This is a genomic window from Rhodosalinus sediminis (genome assembly GCF_003385555.1).
In the GTDB taxonomy this organism is placed as follows: Bacteria; Pseudomonadota; Alphaproteobacteria; order Rhodobacterales; family Rhodobacteraceae; genus Rhodosalinus; species Rhodosalinus sediminis.
Map to the genome: position 1 here is coordinate 83992 of NZ_QOHR01000007.1, position 21819 is coordinate 105810.

Consider the following 21819-nt stretch of genomic DNA (forward strand, 5'->3'; position numbering starts at 1 on the left):
GAAAAGCGCCTTGAACGGCCTTTCCAAGGCCGTTCGCCCGCCGCGACGGCAGCACGCCGAAATCCGCGCCGTCGCCTCTTGCCAAGCCCGGCGCGAGGGGCTATCCGGCGCAACACGGTCGGAGTGTAGCTCAGCCTGGTAGAGCACCGTCTTCGGGAGGCGGGGGTCGTAGGTTCGAATCCTGCCACTCCGACCAGATTCTCGCTCAAGTCGCTGTATCGCGCCGGTGTGCCCGGCCCGACGTCGCGTTCCCACGAACGGCACGAAAAACGCGCGCCGCCGGGGCGACGCGCGCGCTGTCCCGTCCCGGTGGCGCTCAGTCGCGCAGGAGCTCGTTGATGCCGACCTTCGAGCGGGTCTGCGCGTCGACGCGCTTGACGATCACCGCGCAGTAGAGATTGACCCCTCCGGTCGAGGGCATGGAGCCCGAGACGACGACCGAGTAGGGTGGCACCTCTCCCATGAAGACCTCGCCGGTCTCGCGGTCCACGATCTTCGTGGACTGGCCGAGATAGACGCCCATGCCGAGCACCGCGCCCTCGCGCACGATCACGCCCTCGACGACCTCGGAGCGCGCGCCGATGAAGCAGCCGTCCTCGATGATCGTCGGGTTGGCCTGCATCGGCTCGAGCACGCCGCCGATGCCGACGCCGCCCGAGAGATGCACGTTCCGCCCGATCTGCGCGCAGGAGCCGACGGTCGCCCAGGTGTCCACCATGGTGCCCTGGTCGACGTAGGCCCCGAGGTTCACGAAGGAGGGCATGAGCACCACGCCCGGCGCGATGTAGGCGGAGCGGCGCACGACGCAGTTGGGCACCGCGCGGAAGCCGGCCTCGCGCCAGCGCGCCGCGTCCCAGCCGGCGAACTTGCTGTCCACCTTGTCCCACCAGCCGCCGCCCTGCGGGCCGCCCGACTGCATTTCCATGTCCTTCAGGCGGAAGCCGAGAAGCACGGCCTTCTTGGCCCACTGGTTGACCTGCCACTGCCCGTCCGCGCCCGGTTCGGCGACGCGCAGCTCGCCGCGGTCGAGCGCCTCGAGCGTCGCCTCGATCGCCTCGCGCGTCTCGCCGCCGGTGGCGGGGGTGATGGTGTCGCGCGCCTCCCAGGCGGCCTCGATCGCGGCTTCCAGACCAGCGGTGGACATCTGTCGCTCCCCTTGCGTGACTGCGTGTCGCGCGGGGTATAGGCGAGCGCCCCGGCCCGCACAATCCGCGCTGTGGCCGGGGCCCGGCGAACGCGTTAGGCAAGGACCACAGAGGAGGTGCCCATGACCGACGACCGCCGCAGCCCGTTTCCCGACGCCGGCGCGGACCGCTCGGCGGCCGAGCATCTGCCGCAGACGCCGCAGACGCGCTCGCCCGCCTACCGGCTCGCCTTCGACGACGAGGATTTCCTGCTGCGCGACGAGCTCCGCCCTGTGCGGCTGCAGCTCGAGCTTCTGAAGCCCTCGATGCTGATGGACGAGCACGGGGTGAAGAGCACGATCGTGCTCTTCGGCGGCGCGCGCATCCCACCGCCCGACCGCAAGGAGAGCGCGCGCACCGAGACCCTGCAGGCGCTCTCGCGGTTCTACGAGGTGGCGCGCGACTTCGCGCGGCGCATGACCGAGGCCTGCCGCGGCACGGGCGAGAACGTGATCGTCACCGGCGGCGGCCCCGGCGTGATGGAGGCCGGCAACCGCGGCGCGGAGGAGGCCGGGGGCGAGAGCATCGGCCTCAACATCGTGCTGCCGCACGAGCAGGCGCCGAACGCCTACATCACGCCGGAGCTCTGCTTCAATTTCCACTACTTCGGCATCCGCAAGATGCATTTCCTGCTGCGCGCCAACGCCGTCTGCATCTTCCCCGGCGGCTTCGGCACGCTCGACGAGATGTTCGAGGCGCTGACGCTGATCCAGACGGGGCGGATGCGGCGGGTGCCCTTCCTGCTCTTCGGGCGGGACTTCTGGGAACGGATCATCGACTGGCACGCGCTGGCCGAGGCAGGCACCATCTCGGACGAGGACCTCGACCTCTTCCGCTACGCGGAGACGGCGGAGGAGGCCATCGCGATCATCGAGAACTGGGAGATCGAGGCCCCGCGCGAGGAGATCCCGGGCCGGGTGCCGCCCGAGGGCTGAGCGCGCGGGCCGCCGCGGCGTGATGCGCGTGCCCCAGAAACGGCGCGCCGAAGGTCCGGACGAGGTGGGCGTAGCCGTAGCCCAGCTCCGAGCCCTTGCAGAGGCGCCGGCCGTCGAGCGCGTGCAGCGCGAGGCCGCCGCCGGCCTCCTGCAGGCGGTAGCCCTTCGCCGCGAGGCGCGATTGCAGGTCCGCTCAGTCGCGCGCGTATGCGAAATCCTCGGCGAGGAGCGCCCGGAGGGGCGCGACGAGCCGCTCATCCGCCCTGACGGGCGTCTTCGCCGTCTCCCGGCGCTTCAGGTCGCGGCGGATCGCGTCGCGGATCACCTGTCCGCGGCTCACGTCCTCGGCGCGCGCGGGCCGCTCGAGGGCGGCGACATACTCGGGCGGCAGTGCGATATCCAAGCGTTCCATGCCGCCGGGCGTGCCGCAATCTGGTTAATGCCCGGTTGACCGGCGCTCAGTGCAGCGTCTCGCCCGCGGGCTCGCGCTCGGCCGGCAGGGTGCAGAGCGGCGCGTCGCTCAGGACGCCGCAGATCACCGCCCCGGCCTCGGTGCGCACCACGCGGTAGCCGTAGCCCTTCAGGCGGTGCGACCACTCCCGGTCCGAGAGCGCCATGCGGCGCTCGCGCTGCGCGAGGGTGCGGATGTCGGCGAAGCCCTCGGCGTCCATGTGCTCGGTCGGGTCCATCGGGTCCTCCACTCGAAACAAAGCCTCTGCCTCGAGGGAATAGTTGACCGATGTGGCGGAAATGGAGCGCGCGGCGGGCAGGCCGCGGGCGTTCTCAGGGCGTGGACAATCCGGCCTCGGCCGCGATCTCGGCGCGGGTTTTCTTCGCGCGCTCGGTCGCGGACTTGAGCTGACCGCAGGCGGCCATGATGTCCTCGCCCCGCGGGGTGCGGATCGGCGCGGCGTAGCCCGCCTTGTAGATGATGTCGGCGAAGGCCTCGATCCGGTCCCAGTCGGAGCGCGCGTAGGGCGCGCCGGGCCATTCGTTGAAGGGGATCAGGTTGATCTTGGCCGGGATGCCCTCGATCAGCCTCAGGAGGCGGCGCGCGTCGGCGTCGCTGTCGTTCACGTCCTTCAGCATCACGTATTCGAAGGTGATGCGCTCGGAGTTCGAGAGGCGCGGGTAGGCGCGCAGCGCCTTCAGCAGCTTCGCGATGTTCCATTTCCTGTTGATCGGCACGAGCTTGTCGCGCACCGCGTCGGTGGTCGCGTGGAAGCTCACCGCCATGAGACAGCCGATCTCTTCGGCGCAGCGGGCGATCTCGGGCACGACGCCCGAGGTGGAGAGCGTGATGCGCCGGCGCGAGAGCGAGATGCCCTCGCCGTCCATGGCGATCTTCATGGCGTCGCGCACGTTCTCGAAGTTGTAGAGCGGCTCGCCCATCCCCATCAGCACGATGTTGGACACGAGCCGCGGCCGCTCGCCCATGCCCTCGCCGGGCTTCGGCCAGTCGTCGAGATCGTCGCGCGCCGCCATCACCTGCCCGACGATCTCGGCCGCGGTCAGGTTGCGCACGAGCTTCTGCGTGCCGGTGTGGCAGAAGGAGCAGGTGAGCGTGCAGCCCACCTGGCTCGAGATGCAGAGCGTGCCGCGCCCCTCCTCGGGGATGTAGACCGTCTCGACCTCGTGGCCGCCGGCGATGCGCATGAGATACTTGCGCGTGCCGTCGGCGCTGACCTCTTTCGAGACGATCTCGGGGATCTCGACCACGAAGGCGTCGGCGAGCTGCGCGCGGTAGGCCTTGGAGAGGTTCGTCATCGCAGCGAAGTCGCGCACGCCGCGCTGGTAGATCCACTGCCAGAGCTGCGCCTCGCGCATCTTCGCCTGTTTCTCGGGCGTGCCCGCCGCGATCAGCGCCTCGCGGAACGCCGGCCGCGGCAGACCGACGAGGTTGCGCGGCCCCTCCGGCACCTTCCGGGGGATGGTCATGAAATCCTGCGTGATCGGCGTGTCGGCGGTCATGGCGTCTCTCGCGGCTGGCGGAGTTTCAGGCTCATATAGCATTCGCGCCGCGATGCCAAAGGGGCGTCACTCGGCGCAGCGCGCCTCCGCCTCCTCGACCGCGGCCGTGTAGCCCATGAGCGAGAAGGTGTCCTCGGTCGTGGTGCCGCGCGTGCTTTCGGCGGTGATCACCGCGTCGACCCCGCGCCGCATCGCGGCGGCGATCTCGGCGTCTTCCTCCGCCGAGGCGGCCCAGGCCCATTCCTGTTCGTTCACGGGCGTGTCCGGGTCGTCCTCGTCGGTGTAGAGGCGGAAACGGTCGTCGCCGATGACCATGGTGATCGGCGTCTCGGTGGAGAACGGGTAGCCGCCGGTGAAGCTCACCTGCCCCGCGATATCTTCGGCAGGGTGGAAGGACGTGAAGAGCTGGATTTCGCCCCGGCGCACATCATCAGTCACGTCTGAGCCACCGCGCGTTGCACGCCACGTTTCCGGTCCAGCAACTCCCCAGCATGCGAGAGGATCATCCTCAACGAACACGGTCCAATCCGTCTGAGTCGCGACGCGGTTCGTGCTCATTTCTTCCTGTGCAACGGCCATGCCCGCGACGGCGAGCGTCAGCGCGCCGGCCAGACCCGGCAAGATACGGGAAACCATTCGCCTGCCTCCAAACTGTTCGTGCCCCAACCGCCCGGCCGCCCCGGCCGCCCCGGCCGCTCTTCCGGCGGCTCGCGTCGGCGGGCAAGTCCCTCTCGACGCCGCTGTTCTACCGTGAAATGGTCCGCCGGCGAAAGACCTGTCGGCGCCGCGGCGCCCGAACGGCACGAGGAGGCGGGGCATGGACGGCTGGACGCTCATGGCGGAGGCGACGCGCGATCCCTTCGTCGAGAGCCGGCACCTCGGCGCGGCGGTGATCGCCGGGCCGGAGGGGGTGCGCCACGCCTGGGGCGATCCCGAGCGGGTGATCCTGCCCCGCTCGGCGGTCAAGATGATTCAGGCGCTGCCGCTCGTCGTCTCCGGCGCCGCCGACGCGGCGGGGCTCGGGCCCGAGCATCTCGCGCTCGCCTGCGCGTCGCACCAGGGGGCGGAGATGCACACCCGGCGCGTCGCCGACTGGCTCGCCGCGCTCGGGCTCTCGGAGGCGGACCTGCGCTGCGGCCCGCAATGGCCGGCCGACCGCGCCGCGCGCGACGCGCTGATCCGGGCGGAGGCGGCGCCCTCGCAACTGCACAACAACTGCTCGGGCAAGCACGCCGGCATGCTGACGCTGGCGCGCCACCTCGGCGCGGGGCCGGAGTATCACCTGCCCGACCACCCGGTGCAGGTGGCCTGCCGCGAGGCGTTCGAGGCGGTGACCGGCGCGCCCTCGCCCGGCTACGGCATCGACGGCTGCGCGCTGCCGAATTTCGCCGGCCGCCTCGACCGGATCGCGCAGGCGATGGCGTGGTTCGCCACGGCGCAGACCCGCGACGACGCCGAGAGCCGCGCCGCCGCCCGGCTGGTCGCGGCGATGACGGCGCACCCCGAGCTCGTCGCGGGGGAGGGCCGGGCCTGCACCGATCTGATGCGCGCGGGCGGCGGGCGCGTCGCGGTCAAGACCGGGGCGGAGGGCGTCTTCACCGCGATCCTGCCCGAGGCGGGCCTCGGCGTCGCGCTCAAGATCGCCGACGGCGCGACGCGGGCCGCGGACTGCGCCGTCACGGCGCTCCTCGTGCGTCTGGGTGCGCTGTCGGCGGAGGACCCGGCGGTGGCGGCCCGGCTCGAGGCGCCGATTCGCAATCGCCGCGGCGACACCGTGGGCCACATCCGCCCAGCGCCGGACCTGCGCGCCTGAGCGTCAGGGGGCGGCGAACTCCGCCCGGGCATAGCCCTGCAGGTAGAGAAGCGCGGTCAGGTCGCCGTGGTTGACGCGAATGCGCGCCTCGCGCTGCACGGCCGGTTTCGCATGCAGCGCCACGCCGAGCCCTGCGCGCGCGAGCATGGCGAGGTCGTTCGCCCCGTCGCCCACCGCGATGGCGTCCTCCGGCGCGATGCCGAGCCGCGCCGCCGTCCGCTCCAGCGCGGCCACCTTGGCGTCGCGCCCGAGGATCGGCGGGCGCACCGTGCCGGTGAGCCGCCCGGCCTCGGCCTCGAGCACGTTGGCCTGCGCCGCGTCGAAGCCGAGCGCGGCGGCCACGGGCTCCGCGAAGGCGGTGAAGCCCCCCGAGACGAGGAGCGTATGCGCCCCCGCCGCCCGCATCGTCGCGGCGAGCGTGGCGCCCCCCGGCATATGCGTGATGCGCTCGGCGAGGACGCGGTCGATCACCGCCTGATCGAGCCCCTCGAGGAGCGCCACCCGCTCGGTCAGCGCGCCCTCGAAGTCGAGCTCCCCGTTCATCGCGCGCGCCGTGATCTCCCGGACATGCGCGCCGACGCCCGCGACCTCGGCGAGCTCGTCGATGCACTCCTGCCGGATGAGGGTGCTGTCCATGTCCGCGATCAGGAGCCGCTTGCGCCGCCCCTCGGACGGCACGAGGGCGAGGTCGATCCCCTCCGCCTGCAGGTCGGCCCACGCCGTTTCCGGCTTCGAAGGCGCCTGCGGCACCTCGAACTCCGCCGCTTCCCCCGGCGCGAGCCAGCGCAGCGCGCCGCCGCCCCAGTCGGCGCGAAGCGCTTCCACCCGCTCGGGCTCCAGCGACGGGCGGGCCGGATCGGTGAGCAGAATGGCGACGGGCATGTGGAGAGCCTCTCGAGGGATGGGATACGCCGCAACGGCTTAGCGTCGATGCGCCCGGGGTGAAAGGGCGCCGGCGGAGGCACGGCGCCCCGGCGGGACATGCAGGGGCCGCCGCGACGCCCCGTCGACCCGCGGTCAGGTCGGTCTTGCGCCGGACCCGCCAGCAACGCGCGGGGCGCAAGGGCGGCATGTCTACCTCCCGATCGCGAGGAGGAGGTCGCGCCGGCGGCGTTTCGGGCATGTCCACCGGGGCCTCCGGACCGCCAAACGGCCGGAGCCGTGAGTGCCGCCCGTCTCGCCCTTCGCCGCTCAGCCCCGTGGTCAGGGCGGGCGTCCGGGTTTCTGCAACGACCGAAGCGTCAGCGCTGTCCGGGTCGCGCCCGCCGCCGCGAGGGTGACGCTACCACCCGGCGCGCGGCCGCGTCAGCGGACACGTCACGGGCGCGGGCCGCCCGCCTCCGCGCGCCGCCGCTCCATCAGGGCGGTCAGCCAGTCGGGGTCCATCTCGGGGACCGAGGACAGCAGAAGCTCGGTGTAGTCGGGATGGGGCGGCGCGAGGATCTGGTCCTTCAGCCCCTGTTCCACGACGCGGCCCTGGTACATCACCACGATCTCGTCGGCGATCGCCTCGACGGTGGCGATGTCGTGGGCGATGAAGAGGTAGGCGATGCCCCGTTCCCTCTGCAGCCGCATCAGGAGCTTCAGGATGCCCTCCTGCACGATCTGGTCGAGCGCCGAGGTCACCTCGTCGCAGAGGATCACGTCCGGATCTGCGGCGAGCGCGCGGGCGATGCAGATGCGCTGCTTCTGCCCGCCGGAGAGCTCGCCGGGCAGGCGGTCGTAGAACCCCGCGTCGAGCTCGATCTGCTCCAGAAGCTCGACGGTGCGCCGCTCCAGCGCCGCTCCCTTCAGCCCGTGGTAGAAGGTGAGCGGCCGGCCGATGATCTCGCCCACGGTCTGGCGCGGGTTCATGGCGGTGTCGGCCATCTGGTAGATCATCTGGATGCGGCGGAGCTGTTCCTTGCTGCGGTCCTTGAGCTTCGGCGGCAGGGGCGCGCCGTCGAAGGTGATCTCGCCCTTGGAGGGGGGCAGCAGGCCGGTGACGACCTTCGCCATGGTGGACTTGCCCGAGCCGCTTTCACCGACGAGCGCGACGGTGCGCCCGCGCGGCAGGTCGATGCTCACGTCGTGGAGCACCTTGAGCCGGTTGCCGTAGGCCGCGTCGATGCCTTCGGCGCGCAGCACCACGTCCTCGGACGGGTCGGCCGCCTTGCGCAGGCTGCGCACGGACCAGAGGCTTTTCGTGTAGTCCTGTTTCGGGTGCGCGAGCATCTCGCGCGTTTCGGCCTCCTCGACCTCCTCGCCGTAGCGCAGCACCTTGATGCGGTCGGCCATCTGCGCCACGACGGCGAGGTCGTGGGTGATGTAGATCGCCGCGGTGTCGAACTCCTCGACGATCTTGCGCATGGACATCAGCACCTCGACCTGCGTGGTCACGTCGAGCGCGGTGGTGGGTTCGTCGAAGACGATGAGATCGGGGCGCGCGGACATCGCCATCGCGGTCATCACGCGCTGAAGCTGCCCGCCCGAGACCTGATGCGGGTAGCGCGCGCCGATGTGCTCGGGGTCAGGGAGTTGCAGCTGGGCGTAGAGCGCCTTCGCGTCGGCGATGGCCTCGGCCTCGGACTTGAGCCCCTCGCGCACGGCCGCCGCCACCGTCTGGTCGATCAGCCGGTGCGCCGGGTTGAAGGAGGCCGCCGCCGACTGCGCGACGTAGGTCATGCGCGTGCCCCAGAGCCTGCGGCGCTTCCACTCCGGCATGGTCAGGAGGTCCATGCCGTCGAAACGGACGGACCCGCCGGCGAAGCGGACGCCGGCGCGCGCGAAGCCCATCGCGGCGAGGCCGAGGGTGGACTTGCCCGCGCCCGATTCGCCGATCAGGCCCAGCACCTCGCCCCGGTGCAGCGTCAGGTCCACGCCCTTGATGATCGGGTTCCACCGCTCGTCGGCGAAGCCCTCGATCCGCAGCCCGCGGATGTCGAGGAGCGGCGCGCCGGACGCCGGCGTCGCCCCGGTGACTTCGGAACGCTCAGTGTTCATCGCGCAACCCGCTCGTCTTTTGCAGGAACCAGTCCACCACGAAATTCACCGCCACGGTCAGCAGGGCGATCGCCGCCGCCGGCAGGAGCGGCGTGAGCCCGGCCTTCAGGTCGAAGCGGGCGAACTGGATCAGGTTCGCGGTCTCCCGCACCATGGTGCCCCAGTCGGCGGTCGGCGGCTGGATGCCCACGCCGAGGAAGGAGAGCGCGGCGATGGTCAGGAAGACGAAGCAGAAGCGCAGCCCGAACTCCGCCACCAGCGGCGGCAGGATGTTGGGCAGGATCTCGCGCCGCATGACCCAGCCGAGCCCCTCGCCGCGCAGCTGCGCCGCCTCGACGTAGTCCATGACGACCACCCCCACCGCGACCGATCGCGTCAGGCGGAAGACGCGGGTGGAATCGAGCACCGCGATGATGAGGATGAGCGACAGCGCCGAGGAGCCGAAGATCGACAGCAGCATCAGCGCGAAGATCAGCGACGGAATCGCCATCAGCACGTCGACGCCCCGGCTGATCACCTGATCGAGCCATGCGCGGTTGATCGCCGCGACGAGCCCGAGCGAGACGCCGATCACGAAGGCGAGCAGGGTGGTGACGAAGGCGATCCCGATGGTGTTGCGCGCGCCGTAAATCAGCCGCGTGAGGATGTCGCGCCCGATCTGGTCGGTGCCGAAGGGATGCTCCGCGCTCCAGGGCGCGTAGGACTGGGCGAAGACCTCCGCCTCGCCATAGGGGGCGAGCCAGGGCGCGAAGAGCGCGACGAAGATGTAGCCCGCGATCACGAGCAGCCCGAAGAGCGCCGTGGGCGGCGCCTTCTTCAGCTCGATCCACGCGCGCTGCCGCCATGTGCGGCGGGTTCGGAAGCGGCCCACCTCGGCGGCGGCCGAATAGCCTTCGGTCTGATCGGTCATTTCGGGTGCAACAGCCGCGGGTTGGTGACGATGCCGATGATGTCGGCGACGAGATTGAGCAGGATGTAGGTCGCCGCGAAGATCAGCGCGCAGGCCTGCACCACGGGGATGTCGCGCGCGCTCACCGCGTCCACCATCAGTTGCCCGATGCCGGGATAGACGAAGACGACCTCGACCACGACGACGCCCACGACGAGATAGGCGAGGTTGAAGGCGATCACCGCCGCGATCGGCGCCCAGGCGTTGGGCAGCGCGTGGCGCAGGATCACCCGGCGCGGCGGCTCGCCCTTGAGGCGCGCCATCTCGATGTAGGGCGAGGCCAGCAGATTGATGATCGCCGCCCGCGTCATCCGCATCATGTGCGCGACGATCACCAGCGTGAGCGTCAGCGCCGGCAGCGCGGTGGTATAGACCCGGTCCCAGAGCGGCATGCCCGGGCTGACGTCGGCGAGGCTCGGAAAGACGGGCCAGAGCGCGCCGAGCAGCAGGATCAGGATGTAGGCCACGAAGAACTCGGGAAACGAGATCGTCGTCAGCGTCGTGGTGCTCACCGCCTTGTCGTAGAGACTGTCGCGCTTGAGCGCCGCGGTGATCCCGAGAAAGAGCGCGAGCGGCACCGCGATCAGCGCCGTCATCCCGGCGAGGAAGAGCGTGTTCAGGAGCCGCGGGCCGACCAGATCGGCCACCTCGCGCGAGCGGTCCACGCCCGAGGCGGCGCGCCCCGAGAACGACGTGCCGAGATCGCCCTGCGCGAGCGCCCCGATCCAGTCGAGATAACGGATCACCGGCGGCTGGTCGAGGCCGAGCTCGCGGCGGAAGGCCGCCACCGTCTCGGTCGTCGCCGCCTGCCCGAGCACGGCCTCGGCGAAATCGCCGGGCAGCATCTGCACCGAGGCGAAGATGATGATCGACACTATGAAGAGCGTCAGGACGCCCAGCGCGAAACGCTGGAGGACGGTCCGGAGCACCGGATGCATCTTGTCTCTCCGTTCTGGGCCGCCGGGGCACCTCTGCGCCCTCGATGCGCTCGGGGGCGCGGCTACGGCGGCCGTCTCGGCGGGGTCGCCCCCGCGCCGCGCGAGATTACGCGAAGCGACGCGCCGATTTCAAAGAAAAACACGTCGCGCATGGACATGCGAAGATTCTGTTGGGTCTCGGCGCGCCAGGATGTAGTGTATAAAGCAGTTCATGCGGGTCAGCGTCCCCGGGCGCCGCCCCACCAACGACGAGACAGGGAAAGCGACATGAAGGACAAGTTCATCGAGCGTCAGCGCCGGCTGCTCCGGCAGGGCCGCCTCTCGCGGCGTGATTTCGTGGCCTCGGTGCTCTCCGCCGGCGTCGTGCTGCCCAGCGCGCTGACCATGGCCGACCGCGTGCAGGCCGCCACGCCCAAGCGCGGCGGCGACCTCAAGATCGGCATGGGACACGGCTCGACCACCGACAGCCTCGACCCGGCGACCTACGAGAACGGGTTCATGACGCACACGGGCTACCTCTGGGGCAACTCGCTGACCGAGGTCGCGCCCGACGGCACGCTGCGCGGCGATCTGGTCGAGGGCTGGGAGGCGACGCCCGACGCGCGCGTCTGGCGCTTCCCGATCAAGAAGGGCGTGACCTTCCACAACGGCAAGACGCTGACCGTCGAGGACGCGATCGCCTCGCTCAACCACCACCGCGGCGAGGACACGAAGTCCGCCGCCAAGGGCCTCCTGTCCGACGTCGAGGAGATGCGCGCCGACGGCGACACGCTCGTGGTGACGCTCGCCTCCGGCAACGCGGACTTCCCCTTCGTGCTGTCGGATTATCACCTGCTGATCATGCCGTCGGACGAGGGCCGCGTGGACCCCACCGCGGCGATCGGCACCGGGCCCTACCCGCTCGACACCTTCGAGCCCGGCGTGCGCGTCACCGCCACCCGGAACGAGAATTACCACCGCGAGGACGCGGCTTGGTTCGACACGGTCGAGCTCCTCGCCATCCTCGACCCGACCGCGCGGCAGAACGCGCTGATGAACGGCTCGGTGCACCTGATCGACCGGGTCGATCCCAAGACGGCGAACCTGCTCGGCCGGGCGCCCGACGTCACGATCCTCGAGGAGACGGGCTACCTGCACTACACCTTCCCGATGCGCGTCACCATGGCGCCCTTCGACAACTACGACCTGCGCATGGCGCTCAAGCTCTCGGTCAAGCGCCAGGAGCTCGTGGACAAGATCCTGATGGGCTACGGCACCGTCGGCAACGACCACCCGCTCTCGCCGAGCGTTCCCTTCCACGCCGCCGATCTGCCCCAGCGCGAGTTCGACCCGGAGAAGGCCGCCTTCCACTATCGGAAGTCGGGCCACAGCGGGCCGATCCAGCTCTCGGCCTCCGACGCGGCCTTCGCCGGCGCGGTGGACGCCGCGCAGCTCATCGCCGCCTCCGCCGCCGAGGCGGGCATCGAGGTCGAGGTGGTGCGCGAGCCCTCGGACGGCTACTGGTCCAACGTCTGGAACAAGAAGGCCTGGTGCGCCTGCTACTGGAGCGGCCGGCCGACGGCGGACTGGATGTTCTCCTCGGCCTATGTCGACGACACCGAGTGGAACGACACCGACTGGCGCAACACCGACGCGGCGCAGAAATTCAACCGCATCGTGGACGAGGCGCGCGCCGAGCTCGATCAGCAGAAGCGCGGCGAGCTCTACGCCGAGGCGCAGCGCCTGATCCACGACGACGGCGGCGCGCTCGTGCCGATGTTCGCCAACCACGTCATGGCCCATTCCAACGCCCTCGCCCACGGCGAGCACGTCGCGGCCAACTGGGAACTCGACGGCAACAAGGCCAGCCAGCGCTGGTGGATGGCCTGAGCGCCAGACGGCTCGGGGCGCCCGCCGCCCCGCGCACGACCACTGGGGCGCCCAAACCGGGGCGCCCCGGCTCATCCCGACAGGCGTCACGCTATCGGTCGCCGACGCCCCGAGGCCCGGACCGGATCGTCCGGCAAGCTCTTCGACGCTCCCCGGGCCGCGCGCGCCGGGTGACCGCGAGAGGCACTTGCTGCTCGCCGACCCCGGGCGCGGTGCGCCGACCGAAGCCCCACGCGCCGTGGGCCCGCCACCGCGGCAACCGGCACGCTGCCGCGTGGCGTCGCGCCGAGGGGGCGCCGCCTACTCCTCCGCGCCGCCGACCGCCTCGAAGCCGGCGACCACGTCGAGAAGCTCGCGGGTAATGGTCTCCTGCCGCTTGCGGCTGTAGAGCGCGGTCAGCTCCTCCCCGCGCGCGTCGATGTTGCGCTCCGCGCTCTGCATCGCCGCGAGCCGGGTGGCGTGCTCGCTCGCCAGCGCCTCGGCGAGCGCCCGGTAGAGCACCACGAAGGTGCGCTGGCGCACCAGCCACGACAGCAGCCGCGCGGGCTCCATCCGGAAGAAGGGCAGGCCGCGCCCCGGCCAGTCGCGATCGCGCAGCCGGCGCAGATCGGCCTCGGGGATGGGCAGCAGCGTGCGCTCGACCGGCACGGCGCGCGCGCGCCCCTCCCGCCGGTTGTGGACGACCGAGACCCGGCCGACGCCGCGCGCCCGCGTCCAGCGCTCGACCTCCACGAGGGCGCGCTGCACCATGGGCGTCATCCCCGTGACCGAGCCCGGCAGCGCCATCAGGCGGTCGATCTCGTGGCCCTCGGCCTCGAGCCGGGCGGCGGCGCGCGCACCGACGACGGCCAGCACCTCGGTCCGCGGGCCGATGCGCGCGGCGGCGTGGCGCGCGACGATCTCGTTGTAGCGCCCGCAGAGCCCGCGGTCGGAGCCGATCACGATCACCGCCTCGCGCGCGGCCGGATCGGCGGTGCGCGGCAGCGGCAGGCCCTGCGCGTGGCGCGCGCGCAGAAGCGCGGTCAGGCCCAGCGCCACCGTCTCGTCGTAGTCCGAGATCGCCGCCTCGGCCGCCTCGTATTGCCGGATGCTGACCGCCGAGAGCGCCTTCATCGTGCGCACGATGGTGCGGATGTCGTCCGTCGTCTCGAGCCGCTCGGAGAGGCTCTCAAGCGTCTCCATCGCGCGCGCCCCCGCTTTCGTCGCCGTCGTCCAGCCCGAGCGCCGTGCGCAGCGCCGCCAGCAGCTCCGCGCGCGCCGCGTCGGTCAGGGGCTCGCCCGCCTCGATATCGGCGGCGAGATCGGGCAGCCGCTCGCGCAGGGCGCCGCGCAGCGTCGCCTCGGCCTCGGCGACCTCCTCCGGCGCGAGATGGTCGAAGAGACCCTCGGTCGCGGCCAGAAGCACCGCGATCTGCTCGGGCACGGCGAAATGATCGTGCTCGCGCTGCGTCAGCACGGCGCGCACGCGCCGCCCGCGGGTCAGCTTCCGGCGGGTTTCCGCGTCGAGCTGCGTGCCGAAGCGCGCGAAGCTCTCGACCTCCTCGAACTGCGCGTACATCAGCCGGAGGCTGCCCGCGACGGACCGGAACGCGGGTAGCTGTGCCTTGCCGCCCACGCGGCTGACGGAGGTGCCGATGTCGATCGCGGGCAGGTGCCCCTTCTCGAAGAGGCCCGGCGTCAGGTAGATCTGCCCGTCGGTGATCGAGATCAGGTTCGTCGGGATGAAGGCCGAGATGTTCTGCGCCTGCGTCTCGATGATCGGCAGCGCGGTGAGCGAGCCGCCGCCGAACTCCTCGCGCAGATGCGTCGCCCGCTCCAGAAGGCGCGAGTGGATGTAGAAGATGTCGCCCGGATAGGCCTCGCGCCCCGGCGGGCGGCGCAGGAGGAGCGAGAGCTGGCGGTAAGCGCGGGCGTGGCGGGTGAGATCGTCGTAGACGATCAACACGTCGCGCCCCTGCGCCATGAAGTGCTCGGCCATGGTCGTCGCGGCGTAGGGCGCCATGAACTGAAGCCCCGGCGCGTCGTCGCCCCCCGCGACCACCACGACGCTGCGCCCGAGCGCGCCGCCCTCGCGCAGCGCCTGGATCACGCGCGCCACGGCCGAGGCGCGCTGCCCGACGGCGCAATAGATCGAGACGACTCCGCTGTCGGTCTGGTTCAGGATCGCGTCGAGGCCGATCGCCGTCTTGCCGGTCTGGCGGTCGCCGATGATCAACTCGCGCTGGCCGCGCCCGATGGGGATCGCGGCGTCCACCGCCTTGATCCCGGTCTGGAGCGGCACCTCCACCGGATCGCGGTGCATGATCGGCGGCGCGGGCCGCTCGACCGGCTGACGGCCCTCTTCCTCGACCGCATCGCCGCCGTCGAGCGGGCGGCCCAGCGCATCGACCACCCGGCCGAGGAGCGCCTCGCCCACGGGTACGTCGACGACCCGGCCCGTGCGCCGCAGCCGGTCGCCGGGGCGCAGTTGATCGGTGGAGCCGAGCACGATGACGCCGATCCGCTCGGGGCGCAGGCTCGAGGCGATGCCGACGACGCCGTTCGGGAACCGCACCAGCTCGTCGGCATGAAGGTCGGTGAAACCCGCGACCTGCGCGACGCCGTTGCCGACCGAGAGGATGCGCGCGGTCTCGGCCGCGTCGATCCCGGGCTCGACGCGGTCGAGCGCCGCGTCGAGCGGGGCGAAGAAATCCGCCGCGATGTCCTCGGCGCGGGTCATCGCGTCTGGCGCTCCGTCTCGCGGTCGGGCGTGTCCGCCGCGCCGTCGTCCGCCCGGTCGTCCTCCGCGCCCTCGTCCTCCGCGTCGCCCTCCCGTCCGGACGCGCCCGTGTCCGCGTCGATCATCTCGCCGAGCTCGGTCTCGAGCCGGCGCAGGTAGCGCGCGGCGGACCACTCCGCCGCGTAGTCGCCGATGCTGAGGCGCAGGCCCATGACGAGCTCGGGGTCCTCGCTGTACGCGACGTCGATATCGGTCGAGAGCTCTTCGTGGATCGCGCGGGTGAGCTTGCGCCGCGCATCGGTGCCGAGCGCGTGTCCCGTCTCGACCCGGGCCGTCGCCCCCGCGTCGGCGGCCGCCTCCGCGAGGGCGTCGCGCGTCTCGGCGTCGAGCGCCGCGAGCCGGTCGGTGAAGGTGCCTGCGACGCGCTCTGCGACGTCGCTGTCGGCGTAATCGGCGAGCACGCGCTCGGCGATGCGCAGGACCTTCTGCCCGGCCTGCCGGCGCAGCGAGACGACGAGGGCGTCGCGCTCCTCGGCGAGGTGGCGGCGCCAGGCGGCGCGCTTCTCCTCCATCTCCTCGCGCAGCTCGCGCTCGAGCCGCGCGCGCAACTCTTCGGCCTCCTCGCGCGCGGAGGCCAAAATCGCGTCCGCGCGCGCGTCGAGGTCGGCCTCCTTCTCCTCGAGCCGGCGCTCCTCCGCCTCGGCCGTCTCGCGGGCCTCGCGCGCCCCCGCGAGGCGCGACTCGATCCGCTCCTCGCGGCGGCGCATGGCGGAGGTGATCGGCCGGTAGAGGAACCGCTGCAGCAGCCAGACGAGGACGAGGAAATTGACGATCTGCGCCGCGACCGTGAGCCAGTCGATCTGCACGGATCAGCCCCCCGTGAACGGGTTCGCGAAGATCAGGATCATCGCCACGACGAAGCAGTAGATCGCCGTCGATTCGATCATGGCGAGACTGACGAAGAGCGTCCGGGTGATCGTGTTGGACGCGTCGGGCTGCTGGGCGATCGCCTGCAGCGCCTGCGCCGCGGCGCGGCCCTCGGCGAGCGCCGGGCCGATCGAGCCGATGGCGATCGTCAGCCCGGCGGTCACGATGGACGCGATGGCGATCCAGGTCGCGGGATCCATGGGTCAGTCTCCTCGGTCATTGCGTTCGGCTGCGCCGGTCCCGGCCGCCCCGCGCCGCGTGCGGCTGGCCGAGGCGATGTAGACCATCGCGAGGATCGCGAAGATGTAGGCCTGCACCAGCCCGGTCAGCAGCCCCAGAAGCTGCAGCAGGACCGGAAAGAAGAACGGCGCGACGCTGATCAGGATGCCGACGATGACCGTGCCGCTCATGACATTGCCGTAGAGCCGGATGGCCAGCGCCAGCGTGCGCGAGGCCTCGCTGATCACGTTGAAGGGCAGCATCAGGGGCGTCGGGCGGACGTAGGTCTTCAGGTGGCCGCCGAGCCCCCGCCGCGCGATCGAGAAGAGCGGCACCGCGATCAGAACGCAGATCGCCAGCGCCGCCGTGGTCGAGAGCGAGCCGGTCGGCGGCTGGTAGCCCGGAACGATGGTCAGGACGTTCGCCGTCGCGATGAAGAGGAAGAGCGTCCCGATGAAGGGCAGGTAACGGTCCGGCGTCTCGGCCCCGACCTCGGCGATCTGGTCGCGGATCGTCGAGACGATCACCTCGAGCGCGACCTGCCAGCGCGAGACCCGCTCGCCCCGACTGAGCCGCGCGGTGACGGCCCATGACCCCAGCACGAGGAGCGCCATGACCAGCCACGTGTAGGCCACCGTCGCGGTGAGCCGGAGCCCGCGCCACTCGTAAAGGACCGTCGCGTCGGGGCTTATCTCCATGGCGCGCCCTCCCCGTCGCGGACCCGGCGCGTGACCGTCAGGCGCACCGCCACGAACCCGGCGAGCCCCGCGAGGATCGCCCCCGCGCCGAGCTCCGCCGCCACGGCGAGCGCGAGCGCGCCGAGGATCAGCGCGGCGCGCAGCGCGGCGAAGAGCGCGAAACGCCCGCCGCCGCCCCCGGCCGTCAGCGCGCGCACCCCCGCCCAGAGACAGGCGGCATAGGCCGCGCCCACGACGGCGCCCGCCGCCGCGGCCAGCGCCCAGACGACCGGCTCAGTCATCGCCGTGCCCCTCGCGCTGCACCCAGTACCATGCGTTCAGCGCGCCGAGCGCGGCGCCGGCGAGCAGGCAGACCAGCGTCCAGGAGGTCTCGCCCGGCCAGCGCGCGTCGATCCAGAGGCCGAGCGCGGTGCCCGCCACCACCGGCACGGCCACCGCCCAGCCGACCATGCCGAACATCCCGAAGCCGTACCACGCGCTCGGGTCGCGGCGCTTGCGCGCCTCCTCCATCCGGCGCGCCTTGCGCGAGATCTCGCGCGTTTCCTCGGTGGGCTCGTCGGTCATGGCCCCTGCCCCTCCAGATCCTGAAAGCGCCGGATCATGCTCGCCTCGAGCCGGGCGAGCGCCGCGCGGGCCTCGCGCTCGTCCTCGTCCTGGCGGCGGAACTCGGTCTCGACCCGGTCGCGCAACCGCGCGAGGTCGTCGCCCTCGATCGCGGCCTGCACCGCGACGCGGACGTGATCGCCCCATTTGACGAGCGTGCCCGAGTGCACGGCGAGGAAGCGCTCCGCGCCCTCCTCCGTCTCGAAGACGAGGATGCCGGGCACCAGCTCGGTGACGAAATCGCCGTGGCCCGGCCACATGCCGAAATGGCCGTCCGGCGCCTCGGCCACGATCCGGCGCACCGCGCGGTCGAGCCGGACGCGCATGGGGGTGACCACCTCAAGACGCATCGCGCGCGCCCTCCCCGGCGATCTCGTCCACGGCCCCGATCATGTAGAAAGCGCCCTCGTCGCGGTCGGAGAACTCGCCCGCGAGGATGCGCTCGCAGCTGTCGAGCGTCGCCTCGAGCGTGACGAAGCGGCCCGCCTGCCCGGTCATCGCCTCGGTCGAGAAGAAGGGCTGCGTCAGGAAGCGCTCGATCTGGCGCGCCTGCCGGACGGTGGCGCGGTCCTTCTCGGACAGTTCCTCGAAGCCGAGCATCGCGATGATGTCCTTCAGATCGTCGTATTCGGCGAGCGTGTTGCGCACCGCGCGCGCGATCCGGTAGTGCCGGTCGCTCACCGCGCCGGGGGTCAGCAGCTTCGAGAAGGACTGCAGCGGGTCGATGGCGGGATAGAGTCCCTCGGACGCCTTCTTGCGCGAGAGCACGATCGAGGCCGAGAGATGCGAGAAGGTATGCGTCGCGGCCGGGTCGGTGAAATCGTCGGCCGGGACATAGACCGCCTGAATCGAGGTCATCGCCCCGCGCTCGGTCGAGCAGATGCGCTCCTCGAGTTCGGCGAGCTCCGTGCCGAGGGTCGGCTGGTAGCCCACCCGGCTCGGGATGCGCCCCAAGAGCCCCGAGACCTCGGAACCCGCCTGCACGAAGCGGAAGATGTTGTCGATCAGCACCAGCACGTCGCGGCGCCGGTCGTCGCGGAAATACTCCGCCATGGTCAGTGCGGCGTGGCCCACGCGGAAGCGCACGCCGGGGCTTTCGTTCATCTGGCCGAAGACCATCACCGTGTTGTCGAGCACGCCCGCCTCGCGCATGTCGCGGTAGAGCTCCTCCGCCTCGCGCGAGCGTTCGCCGATGCCGCAGAACAGGCTCACGCCCTGGTATTCGGCGACCATGTTGTGGATCATCTCGGTGATCAGGACGGTCTTGCCGACGCCCGCGCCGCCGAAGAGCCCCGCCTTGCCGCCGCGCTCGATCGGGCTCAGCAGGTCGACCGCCTTGATCCCCGTCTCGAAGAGCTCGCCCTCGACCCGGCGCTCCGAGAGCGGCACCGGCGCGCGCAGGATCGGGCGGCGGCGCGCCTCCTCGAGCGGCGGGCCGCCGTCGATCGTCTCTCCGAAGAGGTTGAACATCCGCCCCAGCACGTCCTCGCCCACGGGCACCCGGATCGGCGCGCCGGTGTCGCGCACCGCGAGCCCGAGCCGCAACTCCGGCGACGGGTCGAGCACCAGCCCGCGGGCGGTGTCGGCGGCGGGCAGCGCGGCGACCTCGATGGTGATCTCGGGCTCAGAGAGCGTCACAAGACGGGAGGCGATGAAGGGCAGCTTGCCTTCCGCGAAGCGCACGTCGGCGATGCCGCCGTCGATGGCGGTGATATGTCCGACAGGGCCCTCGGTCTCGGCCATGCGCTGCTTCTCCGCTTGCACGCCGGCGGCCAGGCGCCGTCGACCGCTGCTCCGGCATCCCGACAACACGCGGCCGGAGGCCCGGTTCCGACCCGACCGCCGCGCATGTGCGCGCGGCTGCGCCGATGTCGCGGGGCGCGGTCCGGACGATACCGGCCGCCGTCTTTCGATTGAGGGGCGCGCGCGCGGCCCTGTCAACACAATCTCGCCGCGGCACGAGGGGGAGGCCGCCGCGGACGTCGCGCCACGACCGGGCGCGTCGCGCTCATGCCGAGCGCGGCGCGCGCCGTTGTCGCCGTGCAGGCGCGCTTCGAGGCGGGGGCCGCGAAGGGCGACCGCCTTCTGCCCGGCATGTCGGGCGAGGTGCGCCTCCGGGTGACCGGACCGCCGGAGGACGGGCCGGCGGCGCGCCGCCCACGCCGCCTCTCGATCCGCACGCTCCGCGCCGAGCTGGTTCGCGGCCGGATCGCGCCCCGCATCGGACGACACGGCGCGTTGTTTCCGATCGCCGTCTCGTCTAGACGGCCATGTGGGCGGGCGCACCCCACGGGCGACCGCGCCGCCGGCGTTCGCATCGCAGGGCGCGCGGAGACCGAAGCAAGGAGGACGATGCCATGGCCGGCTTTCGCATCTGGCTCGCCGCCACGGCGCTCGCCATCGCCGCCGCGGTCGCGGTGCCCTACGGCCTCCTCGGGGAGGGGGCGCCGCTCGCCGTTTTCCTGTTCTGGTGCGGCTTCGGCCTCGCGGTGATCGCGCTCATCGCCGCCGGCGTCGCGCGCTGGAGGCTCTGACGTGATCTCGCCCGTCGTCATCTGGATCACCCTCGCCGTCTTCGCCGTGGCGGGCGGGATCATCGCCTTCGCCGCCATGCGCAGCAACACCGGCAGCGCCCTCGACTATTACCTCGGCGGGCGGCGCTTCGGGGGCATGGTCTCGGGGCTGTCCTACGCCGCGACGACCTATTCGGCCTTCATGCTCGTCGTCCTGACAGGCCTGACCTACCGTGGCGGCGTCGGGGCGCTCGGCTTCGAGCTCATCTATTTCTCGGGCCTCACGCTGCTCGTCGTCTTCGGGCCGCGCTTCTGGCTGGCGGCGAAGCGGTGGGGCTTCATCACGCCGGCCGAGATGCTCGGCGCACGCTACGGCGACCGCAGCGTCGCGCGGCTCGCCGCGGTGCTCAGCCTGCTGTTCCTGATGCCCTATTGCACGACGCAGATGGCCGGGATCGGGCTTCTGCTGTCCGGCGTCACGGGCGAGGCGATCGCGCTCTGGCAAGCGATCGCCGCCGGCGCGGCGCTCGCGATCTTCTGGACGCTGGTCGCGGGGCTGCGCTCGGTGGCGTGGACGGACGCGGTGCAGGCGGCGGTGATGATGCTCTCGGCGCTGCTCGCCGTGGGCTTCGTCGTCGCGGCGATCGGCGGCCCCGGGCGCTTCGCCGAGCGTCTGGCGGCGGATCACGGGCCGTGGCTCGAGGTGCCGGGCCCCGGGCTCTGGAGCCTCGGGACCTTCCTCGCCCTCGCCATTCCGTGGTTCTTCTTCCCGCTCTCGAACCCGCAGGTGAGCCAGCGCCTCTTCGTGACCGAGGACCTGCGCGCGCTCAGGCGCATGATCTTCTGGGTGCTGGGCTTCGGGCTGGTGTTCACGCTGATCGCGGTGATCTGGGGCTTCGCCGCGCTGGTGCTGGAACCGGGGCTCGAGACCCCGGCCGGCGCGACGCCGGCGCTGCTCGGGTCGGGGGTGGTGCCCCTGCCGGTGAGCCTGCTCCTGATCGTGGGCATCCTCTCGGCGGCGGTCTCGACGCTCGACTCGATCGCGCTCACGCTCGGGTCGATGGTGGCGCGCGACATCATGCGCCAGGGCGAAGGACGCGACGCGCGCCAGATCCTGATCGGGCGGGTGGTCGTCGTGCTCGTGGTGCTCTTCGCCGCCTATTTCGCGCTCCGGAACGCGCCGATCGTCGATCAGCTCGCCGCGCTGTCGGCGGCGGGGCTGGTGGTCACCGTCCCGGCCACGGTCGGCGCCTTCTTCTGGCGCGGGGGCACGGCGGCGGGCGCGCTGGCCTCCATGATCGGCGGCGGCGCGCTGGCGATCTGGCTCGCCATGGGCGCGGGCGTCAGCGTCTTCGACCCGCGCCTCGCCGGGAGCGTGATCGCGGCGAGCGTCGGGCTCTTCGTCGGCGTGAGCCTCGTGACGCGCCCGCGCGCCGAGGCCCTCGACTTCAAGCGCGACCTGCGCCGGGATCTCGACGCGCACGGCGTCTGGTGACGCG

Annotated in this window: 23 protein-coding genes and 1 tRNA gene; 6 read left to right on the top strand and 18 right to left on the bottom strand. The window is 71.8% G+C overall.

Features of this window, described 5'->3' with window-relative positions:
• Positions 1-119: 119 nt before the first annotated feature.
• Positions 120-196: transfer RNA gene (locus tag DRV84_RS07895), tRNA-Pro, on the top strand.
• Between the two features lie 120 nt (positions 197-316).
• On the opposite strand, the gene dapD is transcribed toward DRV84_RS07895, so the two are convergent.
• Complete coding sequence (gene dapD, locus DRV84_RS07900; protein ID WP_115979345.1) at positions 317-1144, bottom strand: 2,3,4,5-tetrahydropyridine-2,6-dicarboxylate N-succinyltransferase; 828 nt, start codon at positions 1142-1144, stop codon at positions 317-319.
• 123 nt (positions 1145-1267) lie between these two features.
• On the opposite strand from dapD, the gene DRV84_RS07905 reads away from it, so the two are divergent.
• On the top strand, positions 1268-2119 hold the full coding sequence (locus DRV84_RS07905) for an LOG family protein (protein WP_115979346.1): 852 nt from the start codon (positions 1268-1270) through the stop codon (positions 2117-2119).
• Between the two features lie 193 nt (positions 2120-2312).
• Here the strand turns inward: DRV84_RS07905 and DRV84_RS15955 are convergent, their stop codons facing one another.
• The 4 genes from DRV84_RS15955 to DRV84_RS07925 form a co-directional block, all read right to left on the bottom strand.
• Positions 2313-2531, bottom strand: coding sequence for a ribbon-helix-helix domain-containing protein (locus DRV84_RS15955; RefSeq protein WP_239995022.1), 219 nt, complete (start codon positions 2529-2531; stop codon positions 2313-2315).
• Between the two features lie 46 nt (positions 2532-2577).
• The gene (locus DRV84_RS07915; protein ID WP_115979347.1) at positions 2578-2808 is read right to left on the bottom strand and encodes a hypothetical protein; all 231 of its coding nucleotides are present in this window, start codon (positions 2806-2808) and stop codon (positions 2578-2580) included.
• A gap of 94 nt (positions 2809-2902) precedes the next feature.
• A complete protein-coding gene (rlmN, locus tag DRV84_RS07920; RefSeq protein WP_115979348.1) occupies positions 2903-4090 on the bottom strand; it encodes a dual-specificity RNA methyltransferase RlmN in 1188 nt (395 codons plus the stop codon).
• A gap of 66 nt (positions 4091-4156) precedes the next feature.
• Entirely contained in the window at positions 4157-4528 is a 372-nt protein-coding gene (locus tag DRV84_RS07925) for an invasion associated locus B family protein (RefSeq protein WP_338052687.1), read from the bottom strand.
• A 379-nt stretch (positions 4529-4907) separates the two neighbouring features.
• Between DRV84_RS07925 and DRV84_RS07930 the strand changes: the two genes are divergently transcribed.
• Positions 4908-5903 carry an asparaginase gene (locus tag DRV84_RS07930; RefSeq protein ID WP_239995023.1) on the top strand — a complete coding sequence of 332 codons (996 nt, stop codon included), beginning with the start codon at positions 4908-4910 and terminating at the stop codon, positions 5901-5903.
• A gap of 3 nt (positions 5904-5906) precedes the next feature.
• Here the strand turns inward: DRV84_RS07930 and serB are convergent, their stop codons facing one another.
• The 4 genes from serB to DRV84_RS07950 all read right to left on the bottom strand — a co-directional run bounded on the left by serB (position 5907) and on the right by DRV84_RS07950 (position 10772).
• Entirely contained in the window at positions 5907-6785 is an 879-nt protein-coding gene (serB, locus tag DRV84_RS07935) for a phosphoserine phosphatase SerB (protein ID WP_115979350.1), read from the bottom strand.
• Between the two features lie 435 nt (positions 6786-7220).
• Positions 7221-8885 carry an ABC transporter ATP-binding protein gene (locus tag DRV84_RS07940; protein WP_115979351.1) on the bottom strand — a complete coding sequence of 555 codons (1665 nt, stop codon included), beginning with the start codon at positions 8883-8885 and terminating at the stop codon, positions 7221-7223.
• Entirely contained in the window at positions 8875-9795 is a 921-nt protein-coding gene (locus DRV84_RS07945; protein WP_115979352.1) for an ABC transporter permease, read from the bottom strand. Before DRV84_RS07945 ends, DRV84_RS07940 begins: the two co-directional genes overlap by 11 nt.
• Complete coding sequence (locus DRV84_RS07950) at positions 9792-10772, bottom strand: ABC transporter permease (RefSeq protein ID WP_115979353.1); 981 nt, start codon at positions 10770-10772, stop codon at positions 9792-9794. Before DRV84_RS07950 ends, DRV84_RS07945 begins: the two co-directional genes overlap by 4 nt.
• A gap of 267 nt (positions 10773-11039) precedes the next feature.
• On the opposite strand from DRV84_RS07950, the gene DRV84_RS07955 reads away from it, so the two are divergent.
• Positions 11040-12641 carry an ABC transporter substrate-binding protein gene (locus DRV84_RS07955; protein ID WP_115979354.1) on the top strand — a complete coding sequence of 534 codons (1602 nt, stop codon included), beginning with the start codon at positions 11040-11042 and terminating at the stop codon, positions 12639-12641.
• A gap of 300 nt (positions 12642-12941) precedes the next feature.
• Here DRV84_RS07955 and DRV84_RS07960 read toward each other — a convergent pair whose 3' ends face one another.
• The 9 genes from DRV84_RS07960 to atpD are packed head-to-tail and all read right to left on the bottom strand — an operon-like array spanning position 12942 to position 19550.
• A complete protein-coding gene (locus DRV84_RS07960; RefSeq protein ID WP_115979355.1) occupies positions 12942-13823 on the bottom strand; it encodes a F0F1 ATP synthase subunit gamma in 882 nt (293 codons plus the stop codon).
• Positions 13810-15360 carry a F0F1 ATP synthase subunit alpha gene (locus tag DRV84_RS07965; protein ID WP_115979356.1) on the bottom strand — a complete coding sequence of 517 codons (1551 nt, stop codon included), beginning with the start codon at positions 15358-15360 and terminating at the stop codon, positions 13810-13812. The genes DRV84_RS07960 and DRV84_RS07965 overlap by 14 nt, the downstream gene beginning before the upstream one ends.
• Positions 15357-16226, bottom strand: a complete 870-nt coding sequence (locus DRV84_RS07970) for a F0F1 ATP synthase subunit delta (RefSeq protein ID WP_115979357.1) — start codon at positions 16224-16226, stop codon at positions 15357-15359. Before DRV84_RS07970 ends, DRV84_RS07965 begins: the two co-directional genes overlap by 4 nt.
• A gap of 3 nt (positions 16227-16229) precedes the next feature.
• Positions 16230-16487, bottom strand: a complete 258-nt coding sequence (locus DRV84_RS07975) for a F0F1 ATP synthase subunit C (RefSeq protein ID WP_115979358.1) — start codon at positions 16485-16487, stop codon at positions 16230-16232.
• Positions 16488-16490: 3 nt separating this feature from the next.
• Positions 16491-17204, bottom strand: a complete 714-nt coding sequence (locus DRV84_RS07980) for a F0F1 ATP synthase subunit A (protein ID WP_115979359.1) — start codon at positions 17202-17204, stop codon at positions 16491-16493.
• Positions 17195-17485: an N-ATPase subunit AtpR gene (locus DRV84_RS07985; RefSeq protein ID WP_115979360.1), complete on the bottom strand. Its 291-nt coding sequence runs from the start codon at positions 17483-17485 to the stop codon at positions 17195-17197. Before DRV84_RS07985 ends, DRV84_RS07980 begins: the two co-directional genes overlap by 10 nt.
• The gene (locus DRV84_RS07990) at positions 17478-17768 is read right to left on the bottom strand and encodes an AtpZ/AtpI family protein (RefSeq protein WP_115979361.1); all 291 of its coding nucleotides are present in this window, start codon (positions 17766-17768) and stop codon (positions 17478-17480) included. Before DRV84_RS07990 ends, DRV84_RS07985 begins: the two co-directional genes overlap by 8 nt.
• Positions 17765-18157: a F0F1 ATP synthase subunit epsilon gene (locus tag DRV84_RS07995; RefSeq protein ID WP_115979362.1), complete on the bottom strand. Its 393-nt coding sequence runs from the start codon at positions 18155-18157 to the stop codon at positions 17765-17767. The genes DRV84_RS07990 and DRV84_RS07995 overlap by 4 nt, the downstream gene beginning before the upstream one ends.
• Positions 18147-19550, bottom strand: coding sequence for a F0F1 ATP synthase subunit beta (gene atpD / locus DRV84_RS08000; protein WP_115979363.1), 1404 nt, complete (start codon positions 19548-19550; stop codon positions 18147-18149). Before atpD ends, DRV84_RS07995 begins: the two co-directional genes overlap by 11 nt.
• 614 nt (positions 19551-20164) lie before the next feature.
• Between atpD and DRV84_RS15595 the strand changes: the two genes are divergently transcribed.
• Positions 20165-20341, top strand: a complete 177-nt coding sequence (locus DRV84_RS15595; protein WP_158547775.1) for a hypothetical protein — start codon at positions 20165-20167, stop codon at positions 20339-20341.
• 1 nt (position 20342) lies between these two features.
• Positions 20343-21815 (top strand): sodium:solute symporter family protein, encoded by a 1473-nt coding sequence (locus DRV84_RS08005; RefSeq protein WP_205026728.1) that lies wholly within the window; start codon positions 20343-20345, stop codon positions 21813-21815.
• Positions 21816-21819 lie beyond the last annotated feature (4 nt).